Annotated in this window: 18 protein-coding genes and 1 other RNA gene; 2 read left to right on the forward strand and 17 right to left on the reverse strand. The window is 54.3% G+C overall.

Annotated features, from left to right (window positions below; translation table 11 throughout):
* Nucleotides 1-13: 13 nt before the first annotated feature.
* From EHV15_RS29945 to EHV15_RS29970, 6 genes are all read right to left on the reverse strand, one after another.
* Nucleotides 14-466, reverse strand: coding sequence for a pyridoxamine 5'-phosphate oxidase family protein (locus EHV15_RS29945; RefSeq protein WP_128634472.1), 453 nt, complete (start codon nt 464-466; stop codon nt 14-16).
* 102 nt (nt 467-568) lie between these two features.
* Nucleotides 569-1660: an LCP family protein gene (locus EHV15_RS29950; RefSeq protein ID WP_128634473.1), complete on the reverse strand. Its 1092-nt coding sequence runs from the start codon at nt 1658-1660 to the stop codon at nt 569-571.
* Nucleotides 1661-1749: 89 nt separating this feature from the next.
* Nucleotides 1750-2058, reverse strand: a complete 309-nt coding sequence (locus tag EHV15_RS29955; protein WP_128634474.1) for a YlaH-like family protein — start codon at nt 2056-2058, stop codon at nt 1750-1752.
* 48 nt (nt 2059-2106) lie between these two features.
* Entirely contained in the window at nt 2107-3948 is a 1842-nt protein-coding gene (gene typA, locus EHV15_RS29960; RefSeq protein WP_128634475.1) for a translational GTPase TypA, read from the reverse strand.
* A gap of 138 nt (nt 3949-4086) precedes the next feature.
* Complete coding sequence (locus tag EHV15_RS29965) at nt 4087-4593, reverse strand: hypothetical protein (protein WP_128634476.1); 507 nt, start codon at nt 4591-4593, stop codon at nt 4087-4089.
* Between the two features lie 170 nt (nt 4594-4763).
* Nucleotides 4764-5426, reverse strand: a complete 663-nt coding sequence (locus tag EHV15_RS29970) for a TerC family protein (RefSeq protein ID WP_128634477.1) — start codon at nt 5424-5426, stop codon at nt 4764-4766.
* Between the two features lie 128 nt (nt 5427-5554).
* On the opposite strand from EHV15_RS29970, the gene EHV15_RS29975 reads away from it, so the two are divergent.
* Nucleotides 5555-6259, forward strand: a complete 705-nt coding sequence (locus EHV15_RS29975; protein WP_128634478.1) for a TerC family protein — start codon at nt 5555-5557, stop codon at nt 6257-6259.
* An 86-nt stretch (nt 6260-6345) separates the two neighbouring features.
* Here EHV15_RS29975 and thiI read toward each other — a convergent pair whose 3' ends face one another.
* From thiI to EHV15_RS30005, 6 genes are all read right to left on the reverse strand, one after another.
* A complete protein-coding gene (gene thiI, locus EHV15_RS29980) occupies nt 6346-7581 on the reverse strand; it encodes a tRNA uracil 4-sulfurtransferase ThiI (RefSeq protein WP_128635611.1) in 1236 nt (411 codons plus the stop codon).
* 17 nt (nt 7582-7598) lie between these two features.
* Nucleotides 7599-8738, reverse strand: a complete 1140-nt coding sequence (locus tag EHV15_RS29985) for a cysteine desulfurase family protein (protein WP_128634479.1) — start codon at nt 8736-8738, stop codon at nt 7599-7601.
* Between the two features lie 102 nt (nt 8739-8840).
* The gene (locus EHV15_RS29990) at nt 8841-9578 is read right to left on the reverse strand and encodes a lytic transglycosylase domain-containing protein (RefSeq protein WP_128634480.1); all 738 of its coding nucleotides are present in this window, start codon (nt 9576-9578) and stop codon (nt 8841-8843) included.
* A 170-nt stretch (nt 9579-9748) separates the two neighbouring features.
* A complete protein-coding gene (locus EHV15_RS29995; protein ID WP_128634481.1) occupies nt 9749-10171 on the reverse strand; it encodes a hypothetical protein in 423 nt (140 codons plus the stop codon).
* A 36-nt stretch (nt 10172-10207) separates the two neighbouring features.
* Nucleotides 10208-10456 carry a DUF1540 domain-containing protein gene (locus EHV15_RS30000; protein WP_342774071.1) on the reverse strand — a complete coding sequence of 83 codons (249 nt, stop codon included), beginning with the start codon at nt 10454-10456 and terminating at the stop codon, nt 10208-10210.
* A 108-nt stretch (nt 10457-10564) separates the two neighbouring features.
* On the reverse strand, nt 10565-11071 hold the full coding sequence (locus tag EHV15_RS30005) for a YpuI family protein (protein ID WP_128634483.1): 507 nt from the start codon (nt 11069-11071) through the stop codon (nt 10565-10567).
* A gap of 155 nt (nt 11072-11226) precedes the next feature.
* Here EHV15_RS30005 and EHV15_RS30010 point away from each other — a divergent pair, with 155 nt between their 5' ends.
* Entirely contained in the window at nt 11227-13158 is a 1932-nt protein-coding gene (locus tag EHV15_RS30010; protein WP_128634484.1) for a S8 family peptidase, read from the forward strand.
* A gap of 90 nt (nt 13159-13248) precedes the next feature.
* On the opposite strand, the gene rnpB is transcribed toward EHV15_RS30010, so the two are convergent.
* From rnpB to dnaG, 5 genes are all read right to left on the reverse strand, one after another.
* Nucleotides 13249-13653: RNase P RNA component class A (gene rnpB, locus EHV15_RS30015), an RNA gene on the reverse strand.
* Nucleotides 13654-13733: 80 nt separating this feature from the next.
* Nucleotides 13734-14849 (reverse strand): Nif3-like dinuclear metal center hexameric protein, encoded by a 1116-nt coding sequence (locus tag EHV15_RS30020; RefSeq protein ID WP_128634485.1) that lies wholly within the window; start codon nt 14847-14849, stop codon nt 13734-13736.
* Nucleotides 14825-15595, reverse strand: coding sequence for a tRNA (adenine(22)-N(1))-methyltransferase (locus EHV15_RS30025; RefSeq protein ID WP_128634486.1), 771 nt, complete (start codon nt 15593-15595; stop codon nt 14825-14827). The genes EHV15_RS30020 and EHV15_RS30025 overlap by 25 nt, the downstream gene beginning before the upstream one ends.
* 228 nt (nt 15596-15823) lie before the next feature.
* Nucleotides 15824-16945, reverse strand: coding sequence for an RNA polymerase sigma factor RpoD (gene rpoD, locus EHV15_RS30030; RefSeq protein WP_128634487.1), 1122 nt, complete (start codon nt 16943-16945; stop codon nt 15824-15826).
* A gap of 45 nt (nt 16946-16990) precedes the next feature.
* Complete coding sequence (gene dnaG, locus EHV15_RS30035) at nt 16991-18811, reverse strand: DNA primase (RefSeq protein ID WP_128634488.1); 1821 nt, start codon at nt 18809-18811, stop codon at nt 16991-16993.
* Nucleotides 18812-18902: the final 91 nt, after the last annotated feature.

The raw sequence follows: 18902 nt of genomic DNA on the forward strand, positions 1-18902 counted from the left end.
GGCGAACAAGTCGCTAGGCTTTTTTCATCGCGGCAAATACTTGGCTGTCCAGCATGTCCGCGGCACGCTGGTCGTATACTTTGGCATAAACCGGAGCGGAAACCAATTGCGCTCCGTAAAACAAGGCGTTACGCACCGCGTCGATACGCACATCGAAACAGCACATCTTGAACGGAACCCCTTCTAGAGGGTCTTCTACAACGGTTGCCCGGCCATTAATGGCATAAATCGTTTCCTTGCCGAACACCGAAACCGTAACTCTGGGGTTGGCCTTAATATTGCCGACGAGTCTCGAACGATGATCCAGAGCCAGCCGCAGCGTGGCGTGGTCAACGGCGTAAACCCATGAGATGGCGCTGGACGTCGGCCCCCCGGATTCCCGGTCCACCGTATTCAACAGTACAAACGTTTCGGACTGGAGAGTGTCGAAAAGCGAATCGGACAATTGGGTGACGATCTCTGACATAATTACCAGCCCTCCTGCACATAACCCTTCTAGGGATTGAACTTAGGGAACTTCAGTCATCCTGTAAGTTAATTGTATTATAGCATGAGGCAAAACTTGCATTCAATCGTTTAATGACCCGTCCGCCGCCTCCGCGGCATTCTCCTCCTGAGCCGGCTGCTTCGTCCCGGCAAGCTCATCCTTCAAGGCTTGTTTGGCCGCATCAAGCTCATCCTGGTGCAAATATACGTAAGGGCTTTTCCAGTCCCCGGTAATCGGCATGAAATCTACGTTTTCCTTAGAAATGTTCCAATAGGCGGAAATCAGATTTTTCATTTGCTCCGATTCCAAGTCCGTCTCCAGGTTTTTGCCTACGGATTGGATCACTTTGCCCGCCCCCAAAACCCCGTTAAGCGACTTGGCTTGGTCGATCAAGGCGTGAAGCACTTCGTTCTGGCGCCGGTTGCGGTCAAAATCGTCAGAGCCTTTCGTTTTCGGGCTGCAGTTGGACTTCCGGTACCGGACATACCCGAGGGCATCTTCCCCGTTCAGGTGCTGGGCCCCCTTCTTCAAGTTGATATCCGTACCGTCGGCTCTATCCCGGTAACACATGTTGGCATCGACATTGACATCCACACCGCCCAAAGCGTCGACGATATCGCGAAAACCTTGGAAGTTGATCACCGTTACGTAATCGATCGAAGTATCGAAAAATTTGCTCATCATCGTCTTCATTTCCTGTTCGGCAGGAATGCCGCTTTTTTTCTCCGCTACCAGGAAGTTCGGGTAAAACGCGTTGATTTTGTTCGTTTTATAGCCGTCCAGTTCAAGCTTGGTATCGCGGGGGAGCGAGACGACCGTAGCGGATTTGGTGTTCGGATTCATCGCAACCACCATCATCACGTCGCTGAGATGGGTCCCGGTTTCCGGACGGTAATCCGTCCCGAGCAGGAGCATCGTAAGCGGCTTGACCTTGGCCGATTTCTCCGGAGCCACCGTTTCCGAGGTACCCGTTGCATCGATCACCTGATCGGTCGTGTAGATCAAATACCCCGCATATAACCCCGCGCCGATGATCGCAACGATCATGACCGTCAGCAGCATTTTGAAAAATGTCCTGATCCCGCTCGACTTTTTCTTCTTCTTTACCGCTTTTTTCGTGGATCGATTATGGTTTTGCCTTCTGGGAGGCAAACCACTGCGATTGGAACTCATGCAATCAAACACCTTATTTCTGTGATATTAAGCCGCATCTAAAAGACGAATTGCATCGCTGAAAAGTTACCGGTTTATTTCCCGGAAAATTATGCCGACTTGTCGCCCGAGGCCGGGTTCGCCCCATCTTTTTTCTTTTGCCGCCCTTCGACAAAATAACGGATGCGTACCATCAGCATCAGCGCAACGGCAACAAGAAGGCACTGGATTATCGGCAGCTTATCGATTTGAAAAATAAGCAGCAGGAAAGAACCTAGCGCCATAAGCAGGTACAGGATCGCTTCCTTCCATAGCGGAAGCTTTTGCTGCGCGCGAAATACCTTGTTGTACACGAAAATGATCAGCACCAAAATCAGCAGATACGAAATGACCGGATGTTGCGCAAACCAGGCTTGCAATTTGTGCGTCCTCCTTTAAAAGGATAATGCAGTGCAAGTACCCTTCTATTATAAATTGGCTTCCGACATTTTGCGATGTTTTTCGGCCCGTTCGCGTTCGCTTTTGTTCAAAATCTTTTTGCGCAGGCGGACCGATTTCGGCGTAATCTCACAGTATTCATCATCATTCAAATATTCCAGCGCCTGTTCCAGCGAAAACAGCCGCGGCGTTTTCATCTTCACCGTCTCGTCCTTCGTCGCCGACCGGACGTTGGTGAGCTGTTTTTCTTTGCAGATGTTTACGACGATGTCGTTGTCGCGCGTATGTTCGCCGACGATCATGCCCTCGTAAATTTCGGTGCCCGGTTCGACGAACAGAATCCCGCGATCCTCGATGGACAAGATGCCGTACAGCGTCGATACGCCGTTTTCACTCGAAACGAGCACGCCTTCATGGCGTCCGCCGACCTGGCCGCCCGCGTAAGGACCGTAGCTGTCAAAAGCATGGTTCATAACGCCGTAGCCGCGGGTCAAGGTCAGGAAATGCGTCCGGTACCCGATGAGTCCGCGGGCCGGGATCAGGAACTCAAGCCGCACCTGGCCGTTTCCGTTGTTGATCATGTTCACCATTTCGGCCTTGCGGGAGCCGAGGCTCTCCATTACCGCGCCCATGCTTTCTTCAGGAACGTCGATCAGCAACCGTTCGATCGGCTCCATCTTCACGCCATCGATCTCGCGGACGATGACCTCCGGTTTGGATACCTGAAGCTCGTAGCCTTCACGGCGCATATTTTCGATCAGAATGCCGAGGTGCAGCTCCCCGCGTCCCGACACGACAAACGCATCCGGGCTGTCGGTCTCGTCCACCCGCAGCGATACGTCCGTCTCAAGTTCCTTGAAGAGGCGTTCGCGCAGCTTGCGGGAGGTGACCCATTTCCCTTCGCGGCCGGCAAACGGACTGTTGTTGACGAGGAACGTCATTTGCAGCGTGGGCTCGTCAATTTTCAGGACAGGCAGCGCCTCGGGCTGGTTCGAGTCGGCGATCGTTTCGCCGATGTTGATGTCCTTGATCCCCGCCACAGCGACAATGTCGCCGGCTCCGGCTTCCTCGATCTCTACGCGGCGAAGGCCTTGGAACCCGAACAGCTTCTCGATGCGGGCCGCTTTTTTGCCGCCGTCGCGCGTCATCACGGCCACGGGCTGCCCCTGGCGGATGACGCCGCGGTTGACGCGCCCGATCGCGATCCGGCCCAAATATTCGTTATAGTCCATCAGCGTTACGAGGAATTGCAGCGGCTCTTCAACGTTTTCGGTCGGCGCCGGAATATGCTCGATAATCGTTTCGTACAGGGCCAGCATATTGTCGTCCTGTTTTTCCGGATCAAGGCTGGACGTTCCGTTCAGCGCGGACGCGTACACCACCGGGAAATCCAGCTGTTCGTCGCTAGCTTCCAATTCAATAAACAGGTCCAGTACCTCATCGATGACTTCGGCTGGGCGCGCGGCCGGACGGTCGATTTTGTTGACGACGACGATCGGTGTCAAGTGATGCTCCAGCGCTTTGCGCAGCACGAATTTCGTCTGCGGCATGCAGCCTTCGTAAGCGTCGACGACGAGCAGCACGCCATCAACCATCTTCATGATCCGTTCCACCTCACCGCCGAAATCGGCGTGTCCCGGGGTATCCACGATGTTGATCAAATAATCTTTATACGTGATGGCCGTATTTTTGGCCAAAATCGTGATGCCGCGTTCCCGCTCCAGATCGTTGGAGTCCATCGCCCGCTCCTGAACGGCTTCGTTTTCCCGGAAAATCCCGGATTGCTGCAGCAGCTTGTCGACTAACGTCGTTTTGCCATGGTCTACGTGAGCAATAATCGCAATGTTGCGGATTTGACTTCTATCATGCATAGGTTTATCTCCATATCCTTTCGTCTCTATATTTCTGCCACAAAGCTGCCACAAAACAAAGCGCCGGACAAAATGCCGACGCTTGACATATCGTTTATATTATACGCGAAATCGCGCAAAATTCAAGAACTTGCACCGTTACCAGATGCTCCGGTTTTTCCCGCGGCCTCGCACCACGATAAGCCAAATCCCGCCGATAATGAGCAGGATGGCCAGCACATAAATCAGCGACAGCGAAAATAATGTCCATCCCAGCAGAATGACGGAAATCGCCCCGATGATCAGCGCGGCGATAAACATGCCGTTCTGGCGGCGCGGTGAAAAATAGTCGTATTCGAACAAACCAACGGCGATCCCCAGGAAAAACAGCGGCCAGGTGTATTTCAGCGTATCCCACCCGCCGATGATGCCGATGAAGAAAACGATGCTGTATACGACCAATATCGCCCCGGGCAGAAGCAGCTCGGAAGGTCCCTTTCTCCAGAAATGCCACAGGTGCAGCAAAATTCCGGGAATCAGCAGAAGAAGCGGCCAAAACGCTCTTCCGAGAAAGCTGAAAAAGCCCAATTTCCCCAGGAGGATGACGATCCCGGCAGCCAGAATCAAAATCCCCGTCATCAGCTTGTTGTTGTCGGACATATCCATCACACACCTTCCAGAAGACAATGAGGGACTGGCCGCAGCAAATTACGACATCCCCGTTCTCTTCCAGTTTAGCTGAAAATCGGGCAAAAAACCACTCCTCCCTCTGCGGTCCGAAAAATGACTTTCCAGGCCGGCCGAAAGTCGGGCCGTTCCCCCTGATTCCAGGCGATTCAGCTGCGTCCGGCCTTATATTTTTTCATCCAGCCGAACATAATAACGAGCACGGCAACCGCCGCCGGCACGGCATGGGCCACGTTCGGCAAGGCTGCCGACAGCGCCGGGCCCAGCTGCGGATCCTGCAGAAACATGTCGCCGGCCGTATAACCGAGGATGCCCGCCCCCGCGTAGGTCAGGATCGGCAGGCGCTGCAGCCAATCGGCAATCAGATTGCTCCCCCAGACGACGATCGGAATGCTGATGGCGATCCCGATCACGAGGATGGACAGGTCGCCTTTCGCCAGCGCGGCAATGGCCAGGACGTTGTCCAGGCTCATTACGAAATCCGCGGCCAGAATCGTCTGCACCGCTTTCCACATCGATGCCGCCCCGGCAACGCGGGAATCGTCCTCATGCGCCGGAAGCAGCAGCTTGAAGGCAATTGCCGCAAGGAGAAGCCCTCCCGCGGCATGAATAAAAGGGATCTTCAACAATATGACGGCGATCCAGGTTAGCGCGCAACGGAGCAGAACCGCTCCCAGGGCGCCCCACCACACCGCCCGTTTGCGCTGATGCAGCGGCAGGCTTTTGCTGGCCATCGCGATGACCACCGCGTTATCGCCGCTCAGCACCAAATTTATAATCAAAATTTCCGACAATAAAAACAAATGCTCCACGCTCATCCCTCCCTTACAACTTGTATGAGGAATTGAGCCAAGCTATGCCATTTTGAAAAATCGTCTTCGGACAAGTGAACCCTTTTGGAGCATTCATACGTATTTACGTTTATAAGGAAGTGACCATAATGGATTTATTTAGTGCTGCTTTTTTCCTGTCCCTGATCAACATCATTTTTATTGATCTGATTTTGGCGGGTGACAACGCTATCGTCATCGGCATGGCTGCGAGAAAGCTCCCCCGCACCGTTCAGAAGAAGGCGATTATTTACGGGACTGCCGGCGCTATCGTTCTGCGGATTGCGGCGACCTTAATCGTCGTTTGGCTGCTTGGTATTCCATGGCTGCTGGCCGCTGGCGGACTGATGCTGATTTTTATCGCCTATAAAGTGCTGGCTGATGAAGGCGACCACGACAGCATCGAAGCGAAGGATAAGCTGTGGCCGGCCGTGCGGACGATCGTCATTGCCGATGCCGCCATGGGTCTCGACAATGTGATTGCGGTCGCCGGCGCTTCCCAGCGGCATATGGTCCTTGTCGTCATCGGCCTCTTGATCAGTGTGCCGATCGTCGTATGGGGAAGCACGCTGTTCATCAAGCTGCTGGAGAAGTTTCCGTGGATCGCCTATCTGGGTGCCGCTGTGCTGACTTACACCGCGGCCAATATGATCACGGAGGAACCGCATTTTCTCGCGTTCTTTGAGGACAACCCCATCCTGCGGTACGGGCTGATCGCGGTCATGATCTGCGGTGTGCTGCTGGCAGGCTTGCTGAAGAAGAGACGCCAACAGAAAGAAAAGGACAACACCCGCACCCATCCGGCAACGCACTAAGAAGCAGGATCAACAAATGAAAAAACGCGAGCATTAAGGAATCATCCCTCTGTGCTCGCGCTTTTTCATTGTGGCCGCACCTATGGTCAAAACCACTTGCTCTGCACGACTTCCTCTTCCGCCGGCGATTTACGTTTGATTTCACGTCCCGGCCGGATCAGGATCGTCTCCGTCCCCTCGACGGCCCGCTCAATCTGCTGCGGCAAATCCGGCAGCGAGCGCTCGATATTTTCCAGTATCCGCAAGTTCGGATTAGTCGAAGGCGATTTGGGCACAAACAGTGTGCAGCAGTCCTCGTAAGGCAAAATCGACAAATCGTACGTTCCGATCTGCTGCGCCAAAGAAATAATGTCCAGCTTATCGCTCATAACCAGCGGGCGGAGCAGCGGCAGGTCGGTCGCCCGCCCGATCGCGTTCATGCTGGACAACGTTTGGCTCGCCACCTGACCAAGGCTGTCCCCCGTCACCAGCGCCAAAGCGCCGCTGCGCTCGGCAAGCTGGGTGGCGATGCGCAGCATCGCTCTCCGCATCAGGGTGATGATCAGATTGTCCTGCCCCGTTTGCGCCAAAGACGTCTGAATGTCCGTAAACGGCACGAGATGCAGTTTGATTTCCCCAGCATATTTGGACAACACGGCAGCCAAGTCGATCACCTTCTCCTCCGCCTTTTTGCTCGTAAACGGATAGCTGTGGAAATGCACGCATTCGATTTCAAGCCCCCGCCGCATCGCGGACCAGCCGGCCACCGGGCTGTCGATTCCGCCCGACAGCAGCAGCATGGCTTTGCCGTTTGTGCCCCGAGGAAACCCTCCGGGACCGGGAATGACCTCGGAGAACAAATAGGTTCCCTGCTCGCGAATTTCCACGCGCAGTTCAAGCTCGGGCCGGTGCACGTCCACTTTCAACTGCGGACACGCATTCAGGATCGGCTTGCTGACCAGGTGGTTCATCTCCTGGGAGGAATGAGGAAACGCCTTCCACACGCGCCGGGCATGCACTTTAAACGTTGTCCCCTCTTTGACGGACGCCTCTTTTATAAAAGATACGGCAGCGGCCACGATATCCTCCAGCTGGGAGGCGGCCACCTTCACCGGGCTGATCGAAGTTAAGCCGAACACATTTTTCAGCTCCTCGATGATCGCCTGTGCGGGCTCGCCGTTCAGCACGATGTAGATCCGCCCGAACTCGCGCCGGATTTCCGTTCGCGGGTAGGCGCGAAGCAGCGTCTTTACATGCTTGAGCGCCACATGTTCAAATCGGGGGCGGTTCCGCCCCTTGACCGTAATTTCTCCGAACCGAAGCAGCAACATATCATACAGCAACATAAATGTGTTCTCTCCTATCGTAAGCTTTGCAGCCGCTGAACCGATTTTTTCAGCGCGGCGAGCAAAACGTCAATATCCTGTTCATCGTGTTCTTCCCCCAGGCTGATCCGAATGCCGGACGCCGCCGCTTCCGGGCTTTTTCCCATGGCGAGCAGGACGCGGCTCGGTTCGCTTCGTCTGGAAGAGCAAGCCGAACGGGTTGACACGAAAAACCCCTCTTCCTCCAGCATATGGAGCAGCGCCTCCGCTTTCATTCCCGGGTACGAAAAATGAACGATATGCGGCGCGGATGCCGCCGGCGTATTGATCAAAAGCTCGGGCAACGCCATTAGCCCCCGGAGCAGGCGATTCTTCAACGCTCCCAGTTTGGCGGCCCGGTCAGCCTGCCCTTCGCGCGCGAGACGCAGCGCTTTGGCGAAAGCGACGATATAAGGTATGTTTTCCGTGCCGGAGCGCAGCCCGCCTTCCTGGCCGCCGCCCGCCAACAGCGGAGACAGCTTCAACCCTTCACGGACGTATAGCAGGCCGACCCCTTTGGGCCCTCTTAGTTTATGCGCGGACAAGCTGTATAAATCAATGCCGGAGCCATCAAGCGCAAGCGGAAGCTTCCCGAACCCCTGCACCCCGTCCACATGGAACAGCACCCGCGGCGCCTTTTCTTTCAGCATCGCGCCGATTTCCGCAACCGGCTGAACGGTCCCGGTTTCATTATTGACATGCATGACCGAAACAAGCACGGTGTCTTGGCGAAGCGCCGACTGCACCTGTTCCGGGGACACCAGACCGTCCGCATCGACCGGCAGATAGGTAACCTCCCAGCCCCAGGACTCAAGCTGCTTGCAGCATTCGTGGACGGACGGGTGTTCGGTTTCCGTCGTAATCAGATGTTTTCCCCGGTTAGTATACTGCAGGGCGACACCTTTAATCGCCGTATTGTTGCTCTCCGTAGCCCCGCCTGTAAAAACAATCTCCCGGGGTTTTACCGACAGCGCTGCCGCGCAAACCTCACGGGCCTTGTCCAGCAGCTTCCCGCTTTCTTCACCAAGCCGGTGCAAGGAAGACGGGTTCCCGTAATGACGGCCCATCACTTCGGCCACCGTTTCGGTCACTTCCTTATAAGGGGGCGTTGTAGCCGCGTGGTCGAAATAAATCATCGTTTCACCTTCATTCCAAAAAAGACCAAAAGAAAAAACGCCGAAATTCGAAAAGGATTCGGAGCGTTTTTTCTTTACGATCTCTAAATTTTTATTAGTTCATCAGACTTCGTATTTGGTTTGCGCCGTCAAAATTTTGCGGATATAGTTTTGCGTTTCCTGCGGAAGCATATGCAGCTTCTCCATCAACTGCTCGTCGTTGCTGATCCCCAGCCTTTGCAAACGCCCCGGGCCGGCATTATAGGCCGCCAGCGCCGTTTTCAGCTCCCCGCCGAAGCGGCTCAGTTGATGGGATAAATACCGGGTGCCTCCGTCGATATTTTGCGCCGGATCAAACGGATCGCTGATGCCGAGCCCGCGTGCCGTTCCGTCCATCAGTTGCATCAGCCCTTTGGCCCCAGCGGATGAAACCGCCATAGGATTAAAGGACGACTCCGTATCGATAACCGCCTTGATCAGGCTTTCCGGAACGCCGTATGTACGGCTGGCCCGGGCGATCAAAGCTTCGATATCATCTTCGCCTTTCACAGGCAGCGGTGCTGAAGCTTTGGAAGGGGCCATAGAGACCGCGTCCGCATAGCCCATGTTTACCAGCGACGGCGAAAGCATGGCGAGCGCCTCCGATAAATCCAAACCGCTTGCCGGCAAGTATCCCGGCAAAGACGAAGCCGAAGCGGCCGTCTCCCCTTGCTCCGCCAACATCATTTCCTGAAGCAGAATATCAAACAACGAGCCATCGGTATCGGCGCCCGTGCGCTCCACCGAAGTTCCCTGCAGATCCAGGCCGTTCATAGTCTGCAGCTGAATGAGCTGTCCCAAAGTGCGCGGATCAATTTGCATGCGTGTTACTCCTCTTTCCGTGTACAAGTTCGATGCCTATATTTTACACGCAAATGGCCTCAATAACCACCTCTTTTTGCGAAAAAAGGCGAAAACGAAAAAGGCCAACGTCCGGAGAAGCGACGTCAGCCAGCCGTTAACAGCTAAAAACAAGGGGAAAACGGCGGTGATTAACGAGTAAACGGCATGAGTACAAAATAACTAAGCGTCGACACGATCCCAAGCCCGATCCCCCATGCTCCGGATGTTTTATTGCCTTGGCTGTAAGCGTAAAAACCCATCACGGCAGCGAGCGGACCCAAAATAATCGACCACAGGAAAAGCGAGGCGATCCCCAAACCAACGCCGACATAGCCAACCGTTCGTCCGGCCGTGTTTACGTCCGAATCGGCGCCTTCAACCCGGTTCACATCGCGGATTTCTCCATCCGTATCCGCATTGCGCCCACGAACCGCGTTTCCGCTGAACGTTCCCGCAGGCGTTACTTCGGCGGCATATTCCTCACGGTAGTCTTTACGCGGATAGTCGATCCGGTTTTGCTTTTCGGTTGACGGCAGATCCGTTTTGTCTTCTTCTTTTATGGAATCAGTCATCAATAAGCACCTCCGCTAGTAGGTTGGTATTTCCGGTTAAGACGATTTCGCTTTAAACGTATGGCAGCAGGTGGCCGAGGACGACGCTGCCGTATCCCGATGCTCCGTATCGAACGCTTCGCCGGCAAATTCCGCTTTATAATGACGATCGGCATGCTGGTCGATATCGATCATAATCACATCGGCGTTGCACACATTTTTTTCTCCCCAATACGTACAGTTGGAGACGCTGCATTTTACCAAGGGTTTATCCCCGTTTGGCATATTGATCACCTCGGTTAACATTTTTCCCGCAGCGGCAACCAGCTATGCAGATCACGGGCTGACAAATCGGGGCAAAAATAAAAAAAGATGCCTAAATGGGCATCCAGTTTTCTAAGCGGTGAATTCGGTTTATTTGGAATGGGCACGGTTCAAGCGAAGCTGGGTCAAATAATCGCTTTCATAATAGGTCAGATCGTCGCGCAGTTCCTCGAACACCCCGGTGATATCGAGCACGACATCGCGCGCAGGGCGGGACGGTTTCTTGCGGAACCGGATGGCGTCTTGCCCCGTATATGCATATCTTCCGTCCTCGGAGTAGCTTTCGTTTTTAGGATAGAAGAAGTTATTCACACAGTCGTGGTACACATGATACAGCGCTTTTTCGGCCGATTCCTGATCAAAGGTGCCGCGGCGAAGCACGATTCCCAGCTTCTCATAGCAATCTTCGCAATAAACGAGCAAATGCCGCAGGTCTGACAGCAATCCTTTGTAAAATAAACCGATGTCTTCGTTTTGGCCTTCCATAAGCTGCGGCAGCGAATAATGGTTCAGAAACGTCTCGAGCCGGCTGGCCGCGTTCTTCAGCTGTTCCCTGGCAGTTTCACAAAGTTGCCTGATGTTATTGGCTTGTGGCATGCAAACAATTCTCCTTCACCTGTAATGATCGGTATAGTCATTAACGCCCTTATCGTATCACAATTTGGCCAAATACGGTATCCCTCAAGAATAAAAACAGGCCGTTCACCTCACGCTATACCCATCGGCATGACGAATGTGAAGGAGGATCAACGATGAACTGGCGCAGATGGGCCGCGATCGGTTTGACGGGAGCCGCCGCCATTGCGGCGATTTCCCTGTTTCCGAGAACGGACAACGATGCAAGACCGAGAAATCAAGTAGCCAAGCTCTCCGTACCGAAACCGGTGGAAGAACAGCATCTGAAGCAAAACTTGCTGCGGCGCGATGTCACCGCAACGGAACGCCTCTACCGCCTGGACGCCAAAGGGCATCTTCGCGCCCTTGCTTCCGCTTTTGCGCAAGCTCCATCCGGCAAACTGCCCAATTCGGCTCAGGAGCTGCAGAAAGATCACAAGCAGTTTCAGGCGATTTTTTGGTATGATGCGGAAAGCCGGCAAGAAAAGCAGTTTCGCCGTGCGGATTTCCACCCGGATCCGGCGGTGAAAGTGCAGCTTGATACGTATGTAAGCTACGCCCGCAAGGCCCTGAACAAAGCGAGGTCCTACGAATCCCCTGTTTTTCCGGAAAAACAGCCCAAATACTTCGTCTCGGCGGAGCCGGCCAAAACCGGGAAAAAAGGCGTTATCGCGATCATGGACACCGGCATTTTGAACCGGGTTGAAGAACACCAGCACAAAAATTTACGGCTGATTCCCTATCCGAAGGAAGGCAATTTCAAAATTGAATCCGTGCATGCCGACACGCTTCGCGACATCACCGTCAAAACCGGTCATGACAATGAAAAAGCGAGCCATTACTATGAGAACGAAATCGTAGTTACCTTCAACAAGGCGCCGACGCCGCAGGAAATGCGGCAGATCGAAAAGGACATCAACGGTCCAAAGGCGCGGAAGCTGAATCACACGTATATTTTCCGCTCCGAAAACATGGACATGAAGCAGTTAAAACGTTATTTCCAGAAAAAGTGGAAGCCCAAGTATATCGAGCCGCACTATTTGTATCTTACCAATGAGTTCGGCGAGGGATTTGGGGACGATGGCGGCTTCTTTAGCGATAACGCGAATACCGGACTGAAGGAGGAAACGCCGGAAATTCCGAATGACTTGCTGTTCTCGGAATATCAATGGAACCTGCCGATCATTGAGACGAACCGGGGATGGCAGCTGTCCAAAGGCAGCAACGACGTGATCGTGGGCATCGTGGACACCGGCGTGGACCTCAAGCATCCCGACCTGCAAGGACGGCTGCTGAAGGGCTACAACGTGATTAATCCCGACGCGGAACCGAAAGACGACGTCGGCCACGGCACCCATGTAGCGGGCATCATTTCGGCCAACGTCAATAACGGCGAAGGCATCGCCGGGATGATGTGGGGCGGCAAAATCCTGCCGGTCAAAGCGCTCGACAAATCCGGCTCCGGGACGACCTACTCCGTGGCGCAGGGGATCATTTGGGCTACGGACCACGGGGCCAAGGTCATCAATATGAGTCTCGGCAACTACGCGGACGCCCAGTTTCTGCATGAGGCGATCAAATACGCTTATAACCATGACGTCGTGCTGATCGCCGCCACCGGCAACGACAATACGGAACGCCCGGGCTACCCGGCGGCTTATCCGGAGGTATTGTCCGTCTCCGCTACGGACTATAATCTGAATAAGGCTTCTTTCTCCAATTACGGGGACTACATCGATGTCATGGCCCCCGGAGAAAGCATTGCCAGCACCTATCCGGACAACCAGTACGCCGCTTTATCCGGCACCTCGATGGCCAGCCCGCATGTGTCTGCCCTGGCGGCTCTGATCCGCTCGATCAATCCCGACCTGAAAAATACGGAGGTCATGGACATTATCCGCAAAAACGTGATCGATCTCGGCGATGCCGGCCGGGACAAATATTACGGATACGGCCAGGTTGACGTGTATGCCGCGCTGCAGGCCGCCGGCGGCGGGACCGCCCCGCTGCAGTTCTGGCCGCAATCGATCCAGCGCAAAATGGACCGCGTGATCGATCAGAATAAGTAAGTTCAAACCAAAAGCCTCCGCAGCGCGTAAATGCATACACGCGCCGCGGAGGCTTTGTTCATAGATATAAATTATATCGTGCCTTGCAGTGTTGAAAGTTTGCCGTAAGCCGGGTTCTGTACTCTTTGCGGTTATAACGGGAACTACCCTCCCGCCTCGAGCGACAATCATCTATCTAGGCCGCACATTACTGAACGGCTCCAGCAACCAACCCGGACGCGCCTCGGGCAAAGGCTGCTTCCTAAGAAGCTGCGTCCCATTAGGTCTTGCTCCAGATGGGGTTTACCAGGAACGAAGTCGCCAGCGTTCCTCGGGGTCTCTTACACCTCGGTTCCATCCTTGCCTGTGCACGCCTTGCGGCGGCCATCGGCGGTCCATTTCTGTGGCACTATCCTTCAGCTCGCGCTGACTGGATGTTATCCAGCACCCTGCCCTGTGGAGCCCGGACTTTCCTCCCGCGGCCTTAAAGCCGCCGGCGATTGTCTGTCAAACTTTCATAGGCAACATTACATAGTATACAGACATTGACGGCCGCTGACAAGTGTGAATCAGCGGAAATACTGGAGATTCATGGTTTACATAAAAACAAACGGTTCCGTATTGATGGCGGAAACATGCACCTTTGTGTCATATTTGCCTTCATGAAGCTTCTCCGTCAACCACTCCGCCACTTTCCGCTTCATGATTTTTTCGGCGTTATGCCCCGGATCGACGATAGCTACTCCGGCCATCCAGGCGTCCTGGGCCGTATGGTAATCGACGTCCCCGGTGACGAGCACATCGGCACCGCGGAACTGCGCCTGCTTCCAATAGCGGCCGCCCGATCCGCCCAGCACGGCGGCTTTGCGGACCGGCCGCTTCAGGTCGCCGACAACGCGCACCATCGGCACGTCCAGCCGCTCTTTAACCCGCTGTACGAAATCCTCCAGCGTAACCGGCTCTCGCAGCTTGCCGACGCGGCCAAGTCCCAGCGTCCGCCCTTTGAGCTCCATCGGATACAGGTCGTAAGCGACCTCTTCGTAAGGATGCTGCTTCAGCATCGCCTGAATCACTTTGCTGCGCAGGCTTTGCGGGACGATCGTTTCAATGCGGATTTCCTCCACCTTCTCCAGTTTACCTTGCGTCCCGATATAAGGATCGGTATCTTCTCCGGGTTTGAACGTGCCGTATCCTTCGATATTGAAGCTGCAGTGACTGTAGTTGCCGATGGCGCCCGCCCCGGCCTCCAGCATCGCGTTCAGCACCTTCTCATGATGATCCTTCGGTACGAACACCACCAATTTATACAGGTTGTCGGTATGCAGGTCTTCCAGCGGAGCGGCGCTTTCAATGCCGAGCGCCTCGGCCATCCAGTCGTTCATTCCGCCGTCGGTCACATCCAGGTTCGTATGGGCGATGTACACCGCGATATCGTTTTTGATCAGCTTCTCGTACACTTTGCCCATCGGCGTATCGCTCTGCAGATTGGCAAGCGGGCGGTAAATGATCGCATGGTGGGCGATGATCAAATCGGCGCTTACGGCAATCGCTTCGTCCGCCACCGCCTCGTTGACGTCCAAGGCGATCAGCACGTTTTGGATTTCCTTTTGCAGGCTGCCGAGCTGGAGCCCGATTTTGTCGCCTTCCATCGCTACATGTTTCGGAGCAAGCTGCTCCATATATTGAATTACCGTTTGACCTTTTGCAAACATGCCAGCACCTCCGTGAGTTGTTCCGTAAGCCGCCCCAGCTCCTCTTCCTTTTCCCGGGACGCTTCCAAGGCGGATGCGGCCACCGAACGCCGGATCTTCTCCAGCTTGCGGATTTCGGATTCCCATTTCTTACAAAAAACATCGCCCGGTTCGCGCGTAAGCCGCGGTCCCATCAAAAAAAGCAAATCTTTCGAAAGCGTGATCCCGCGGCCTTCATGATCGGTTAATTCGCGATCCGCGTACAGCTGCGCATTCCGCGCCGCGGCATCGGAAACCGCCTCCGCCATCATCACTTCGTATATTTTGCCGTCTTCCTCCAGAATGGCTTCTTCCGCCAGGAACCAATCATTTTCGGCGAGCCAGCGGCGCACGAACTCCTCGCCAACATTCGGCTGCAACACCAGCCGCTTAACCCCGGCCAGCTTGGGCTTGCCGCCGTCCAAGATCGAAACGATCAAGGCTCCGCCCATACCCGCGATCGTAATCGCGTCCACTTCGCCGGGAGCGATGACGGCCAGCCCGTCTCCTTTGCGGACGGAAATCCGCTCCGTCTCCCCGGCCTCGGCGACCTGACGCCTAGCCGCCTCCAGCGGCCCGTCGTTGACCTCGCCGGCCACGGCAAATGCGGCCCGGCCGCTCTGCACCGCCGATACCGGCAGCAAGGCGTGATCCGACCCGATATCGGCAAAGCGGCAGCCCTTTGGCAGCAAATCGGATATTCGCTGCAATCTTGCGGATAATTTCATGAAGCGATCCACACCACCCAGCAGCGCGGCCCTGCGATTTGCAAACCCCAGGGAAAAGCGCTAAAATAAAAAACAATAAAGAAAAAGAAGGAAATTATGCCAAATGAAAGGGACCCAAGTTTCCAGCTCCCTTTCTTGTCCTGATTCAAAGGCAGCACCTCTTTTAACAAAAATGACCTTGCTGCTTTGGCTGCAGAAGGTCAGAGCTAACACGCCTACCCGTGACGCTTATTCGAGAAAATCCTTCAACCGCTTGCTGCGGCTCGGATGGCGAAGCTTGCGGAGCGCTTTCGCTTCGATTTGCCGAATTCTCTCCCGCGTTACGCCGAACACTTTGCCGACTTCCTCCAGCGTTCTCGTCCGTCCGTCGTCCAGTCCGAACCGAAGCCGAAGCACGTTCTCCTCCCGTTCCGTGAGCGTATCCAGAACGTCCTCCAATTGTTCCTTCAGCAGCTCGTAAGCGGCGGCGTCCGCCGGAGCCAAAGCTTCATGGTCTTCGATAAAATCTCCCAGATGGGAATCGTCCTCTTCCCCGATCGGCGTTTCCAGCGATACCGGTTCCTGAGCGATTTTCATGATTTCACGGACTTTCTCGACGCTTAGATCCATCTCGGCAGCGATTTCTTCCGGCGTGGGTTCGCGTCCAAGCTCCTGCAGCAGCTGGCGGGAGACGCGGATCAGCTTGTTGATCGTTTCCACCATATGAACCGGAATCCGGATCGTTCTCGCCTGGTCGGCAATCGCCCGCGTAATCGCCTGGCGAATCCACCACGTTGCGTACGTGCTGAATTTAAAACCTTTCTTGTGGTCGAATTTCTCGACGGCTTTAATGAGGCCCATATTGCCTTCCTGAATGAGATCGAGGAATAGCATTCCGCGCCCCACGTAGCGCTTGGCGATGCTCACCACGAGGCGAAGATTCGCTTCAGCCAGGCGGCGTTTGGCTTCTTCATCCCCGTTTTCGATCCGTTTGGCCAATTCCATTTCATCATCTGCGGAAAGCAGGGGAACCCGGCCGATCTCCTTCAGATACATACGGACAGGGTCGTTGATTTTGATGCCCGGCGGCAAGCTCAAATCGTCGTCAAAGTTAAAATCGTCATCATGCGAGGTTTCCTCATCCCCGCGCCGATGTTCTTCATCGCCGTCACCCGTGACATCGATGCCCAAATCCGCCAATTGTTCATAAAATTCGTCCATTTGTTCCGGATCCTGGTCGAAGGGCGAGAGCTTCTCCATAATTTCTTTATAAGATAATGAAGATCTTTTCTTGCCTTGCTCAATCAGCTGATCCTTTACCTGGTCCAGCGTCAATTCAGTTTCTAGTTCAGCATGCTGGTCATTCGTCATATCTGGCTCCCTCCTCCCTAGAAACGTCACCGAAAGTCCATCGTCTTACTGTCTCTCTAGGGCAATAATCTCACTTGCAATTTGCGCCGCACGCATAAAATCCCCGGCTCGTTCCGCGGACACCATTTCTTCCTTCTTCTGCTTGATTTGCGCGAGGATCGGTACTTTGCGGATCTCCCGAATGCAATCATCCAGCTCTTGCGTCGTCCATTCCTCCGGCGTATCCGTCATCGCGATCGAAATGACCGTCTGCTCAAGCCGATCATCCTGAAGCGAGGAGATAAACCGGCTGGCATCCGGGTTTTTTCCCTGCGCATAATAGGCGTATAGATAAGCGGCAATCGCCACATGATCTTCGATGTTAAAATTGGTGCCAAGACGATCGCCCACATAACGGGCCACCTCATCGTCCTGCAGCATAAAAGAAAGCAATCTCCGTTCCGCCACTTGATAAGCGGGCAGCAGAGCCGGCATCGAGGCCTGCCCTTTTTTATGCCTACCATTATTCCACCGTTCGGGCTTATTATCCCCGGCGTTTGCCTTTTTTTGCATGGCTGTTCTAAGTTCGTTGCATTCCTGCTTCAAACTGTCGAAGGACACCTGCAAATCGGCGGACAATTCCTTCAAATATATCTCGCGTTCGCTTGGCGAAGCCAGCGCCGCGATAATGGGCATCGCTTCCTTGATGTAAGCGACCTTTCCGTCTTCCTCTAGCAGTATATGGTTTTTTTTCAGATATATAAGCCTAAATTTGACGGATGAGACGGCGCCGTCCAATATTTGATGTTTGAATCGGTCCGCCCCGTATTTGCGGATAAACTCGTCGGGATCCAGCCCTTCGCTGAGCAGCGCGATCTTGACCTGAAAACCGGCGTTCTCCAGAATCGGAATGCTCTTGAGCGCGGCGGCTTGTCCGGCCTGATCTCCGTCATAGCACACTAGTACTTCGTCCGCCAGACTCCTCATCATGGATGCATGGCTTTCCGTCAACGCGGTTCCCATCGTGGCCACCCCGTTATGAGCCCCCGCCTCCCAAGCGCTGATTACGTCGCCGTAGCCTTCAAACAACACAATTTGCCGCGATTTCCGGATTTCGTTTTTCGCCTGATGCAAATTGTATAACGTCCGGCTTTTGCTGAACAGCTTGCTTTCCGGGGAGTTCAAATATTTCGGCTGCCCTTCGCCAAGCACCCTGCCGGCAAATGCTATGACTTTACCGCTCCGGTTGTGCAAAGGAAAAATGACCCGATCGCGAAACCGGTCGACAAACCCGCTCCCATCCTGCTTCGAGGACAACAGCCCGCCCTTCTCCATCGCGCCGAGATCAAAGGAGCGTTTGTCCAAAAACTGGACCAGTGTATCCCATCTGGCCGGGGCGTAACCGATTTGGAACGTGTCGATCGCTTTATCCGTAAAACCGCGCGATTTCAAATACTCCATGGCCGGTTTACCGTATTCCGTATTTTTCAGCAAATAGTGATAGAACTTGGAGGTCCATTCATGGGCTTGCAACAGCTGCTCCAATTCCCGGTTTTGCGGCGAATCCCCAAAGCTTCTTCCTTTGTCTTCATAAGGAATATGCGCCTCTTCCGCCATGATCCGGACGGCTTCGGGAAAAGTTAACCCTTCGATTTCCATCCTGAATTTGATGGCGTTTCCGCCCTTGCCGCAGCCGTAACAGTGGAAGATTTGCCGTTCGGGGGTTACCGTAAAAGACGGGGTTTTCTCCGAATGGAACGGACAAAGCCCCTTCATATACTTGCCCTGTTTTGTCAGATGAACGTGCTTGCTGACCGTGTCGACGATATCATGCTGCCGCAAAACGGCCTCGATGACTTCTTCCGGAATGCCGCGTCCGGTACTCATTCAAATCACCTTCATCTTTCGCAAAGAGAATCATTCAATACGTCAAAATTTCGGACATTTTGAAGCTTCTCTATGACACGTAAATAGTAAT

The sequence above is a fragment of the Paenibacillus oralis genome (assembly GCF_003863965.1).
GTDB lineage: Bacteria > Bacillota > Bacilli > Paenibacillales > Paenibacillaceae > Fontibacillus > Fontibacillus oralis.

What these genes read in the sequence shown, in the direction of transcription:
- EHV15_RS30010 (WP_128634484.1), top strand. Translation starts at nt 11,227, where the DNA reads ATGAACTGGCGCAGATGGGCCGCGATCGGTTTGACGGGAGCCGCCGCC.
- EHV15_RS29990 (WP_128634480.1), bottom strand. Translation starts at nt 9,578, where the DNA reads ATGCAAATTGATCCGCGCACTTTGGGACAGCTCATTCAGCTGCAGACT.
- rpoD (WP_128634487.1), bottom strand. Translation starts at nt 16,945, where the DNA reads ATGACGAATGACCAGCATGCTGAACTAGAAACTGAATTGACGCTGGAC.
- typA (WP_128634475.1), bottom strand. Translation starts at nt 3,948, where the DNA reads ATGCATGATAGAAGTCAAATCCGCAACATTGCGATTATTGCTCACGTA.
- EHV15_RS29975 (WP_128634478.1), top strand. Translation starts at nt 5,555, where the DNA reads ATGGATTTATTTAGTGCTGCTTTTTTCCTGTCCCTGATCAACATCATT.
- dnaG (WP_128634488.1), bottom strand. Translation starts at nt 18,811, where the DNA reads ATGAGTACCGGACGCGGCATTCCGGAAGAAGTCATCGAGGCCGTTTTG.
- EHV15_RS29950 (WP_128634473.1), bottom strand. Translation starts at nt 1,660, where the DNA reads ATGAGTTCCAATCGCAGTGGTTTGCCTCCCAGAAGGCAAAACCATAAT.
- EHV15_RS30020 (WP_128634485.1), bottom strand. Translation starts at nt 14,849, where the DNA reads ATGTTTGCAAAAGGTCAAACGGTAATTCAATATATGGAGCAGCTTGCT.
- EHV15_RS30025 (WP_128634486.1), bottom strand. Translation starts at nt 15,595, where the DNA reads ATGAAATTATCCGCAAGATTGCAGCGAATATCCGATTTGCTGCCAAAG.
- EHV15_RS30005 (WP_128634483.1), bottom strand. Translation starts at nt 11,071, where the DNA reads ATGCCACAAGCCAATAACATCAGGCAACTTTGTGAAACTGCCAGGGAA.
- EHV15_RS29995 (WP_128634481.1), bottom strand. Translation starts at nt 10,171, where the DNA reads ATGACTGATTCCATAAAAGAAGAAGACAAAACGGATCTGCCGTCAACC.
- EHV15_RS29965 (WP_128634476.1), bottom strand. Translation starts at nt 4,593, where the DNA reads ATGGATATGTCCGACAACAACAAGCTGATGACGGGGATTTTGATTCTG.
- EHV15_RS29945 (WP_128634472.1), bottom strand. Translation starts at nt 466, where the DNA reads ATGTCAGAGATCGTCACCCAATTGTCCGATTCGCTTTTCGACACTCTC.
- EHV15_RS29985 (WP_128634479.1), bottom strand. Translation starts at nt 8,738, where the DNA reads ATGATTTATTTCGACCACGCGGCTACAACGCCCCCTTATAAGGAAGTG.
- EHV15_RS30000 (WP_342774071.1), bottom strand. Translation starts at nt 10,456, where the DNA reads ATGTTAACCGAGGTGATCAATATGCCAAACGGGGATAAACCCTTGGTA.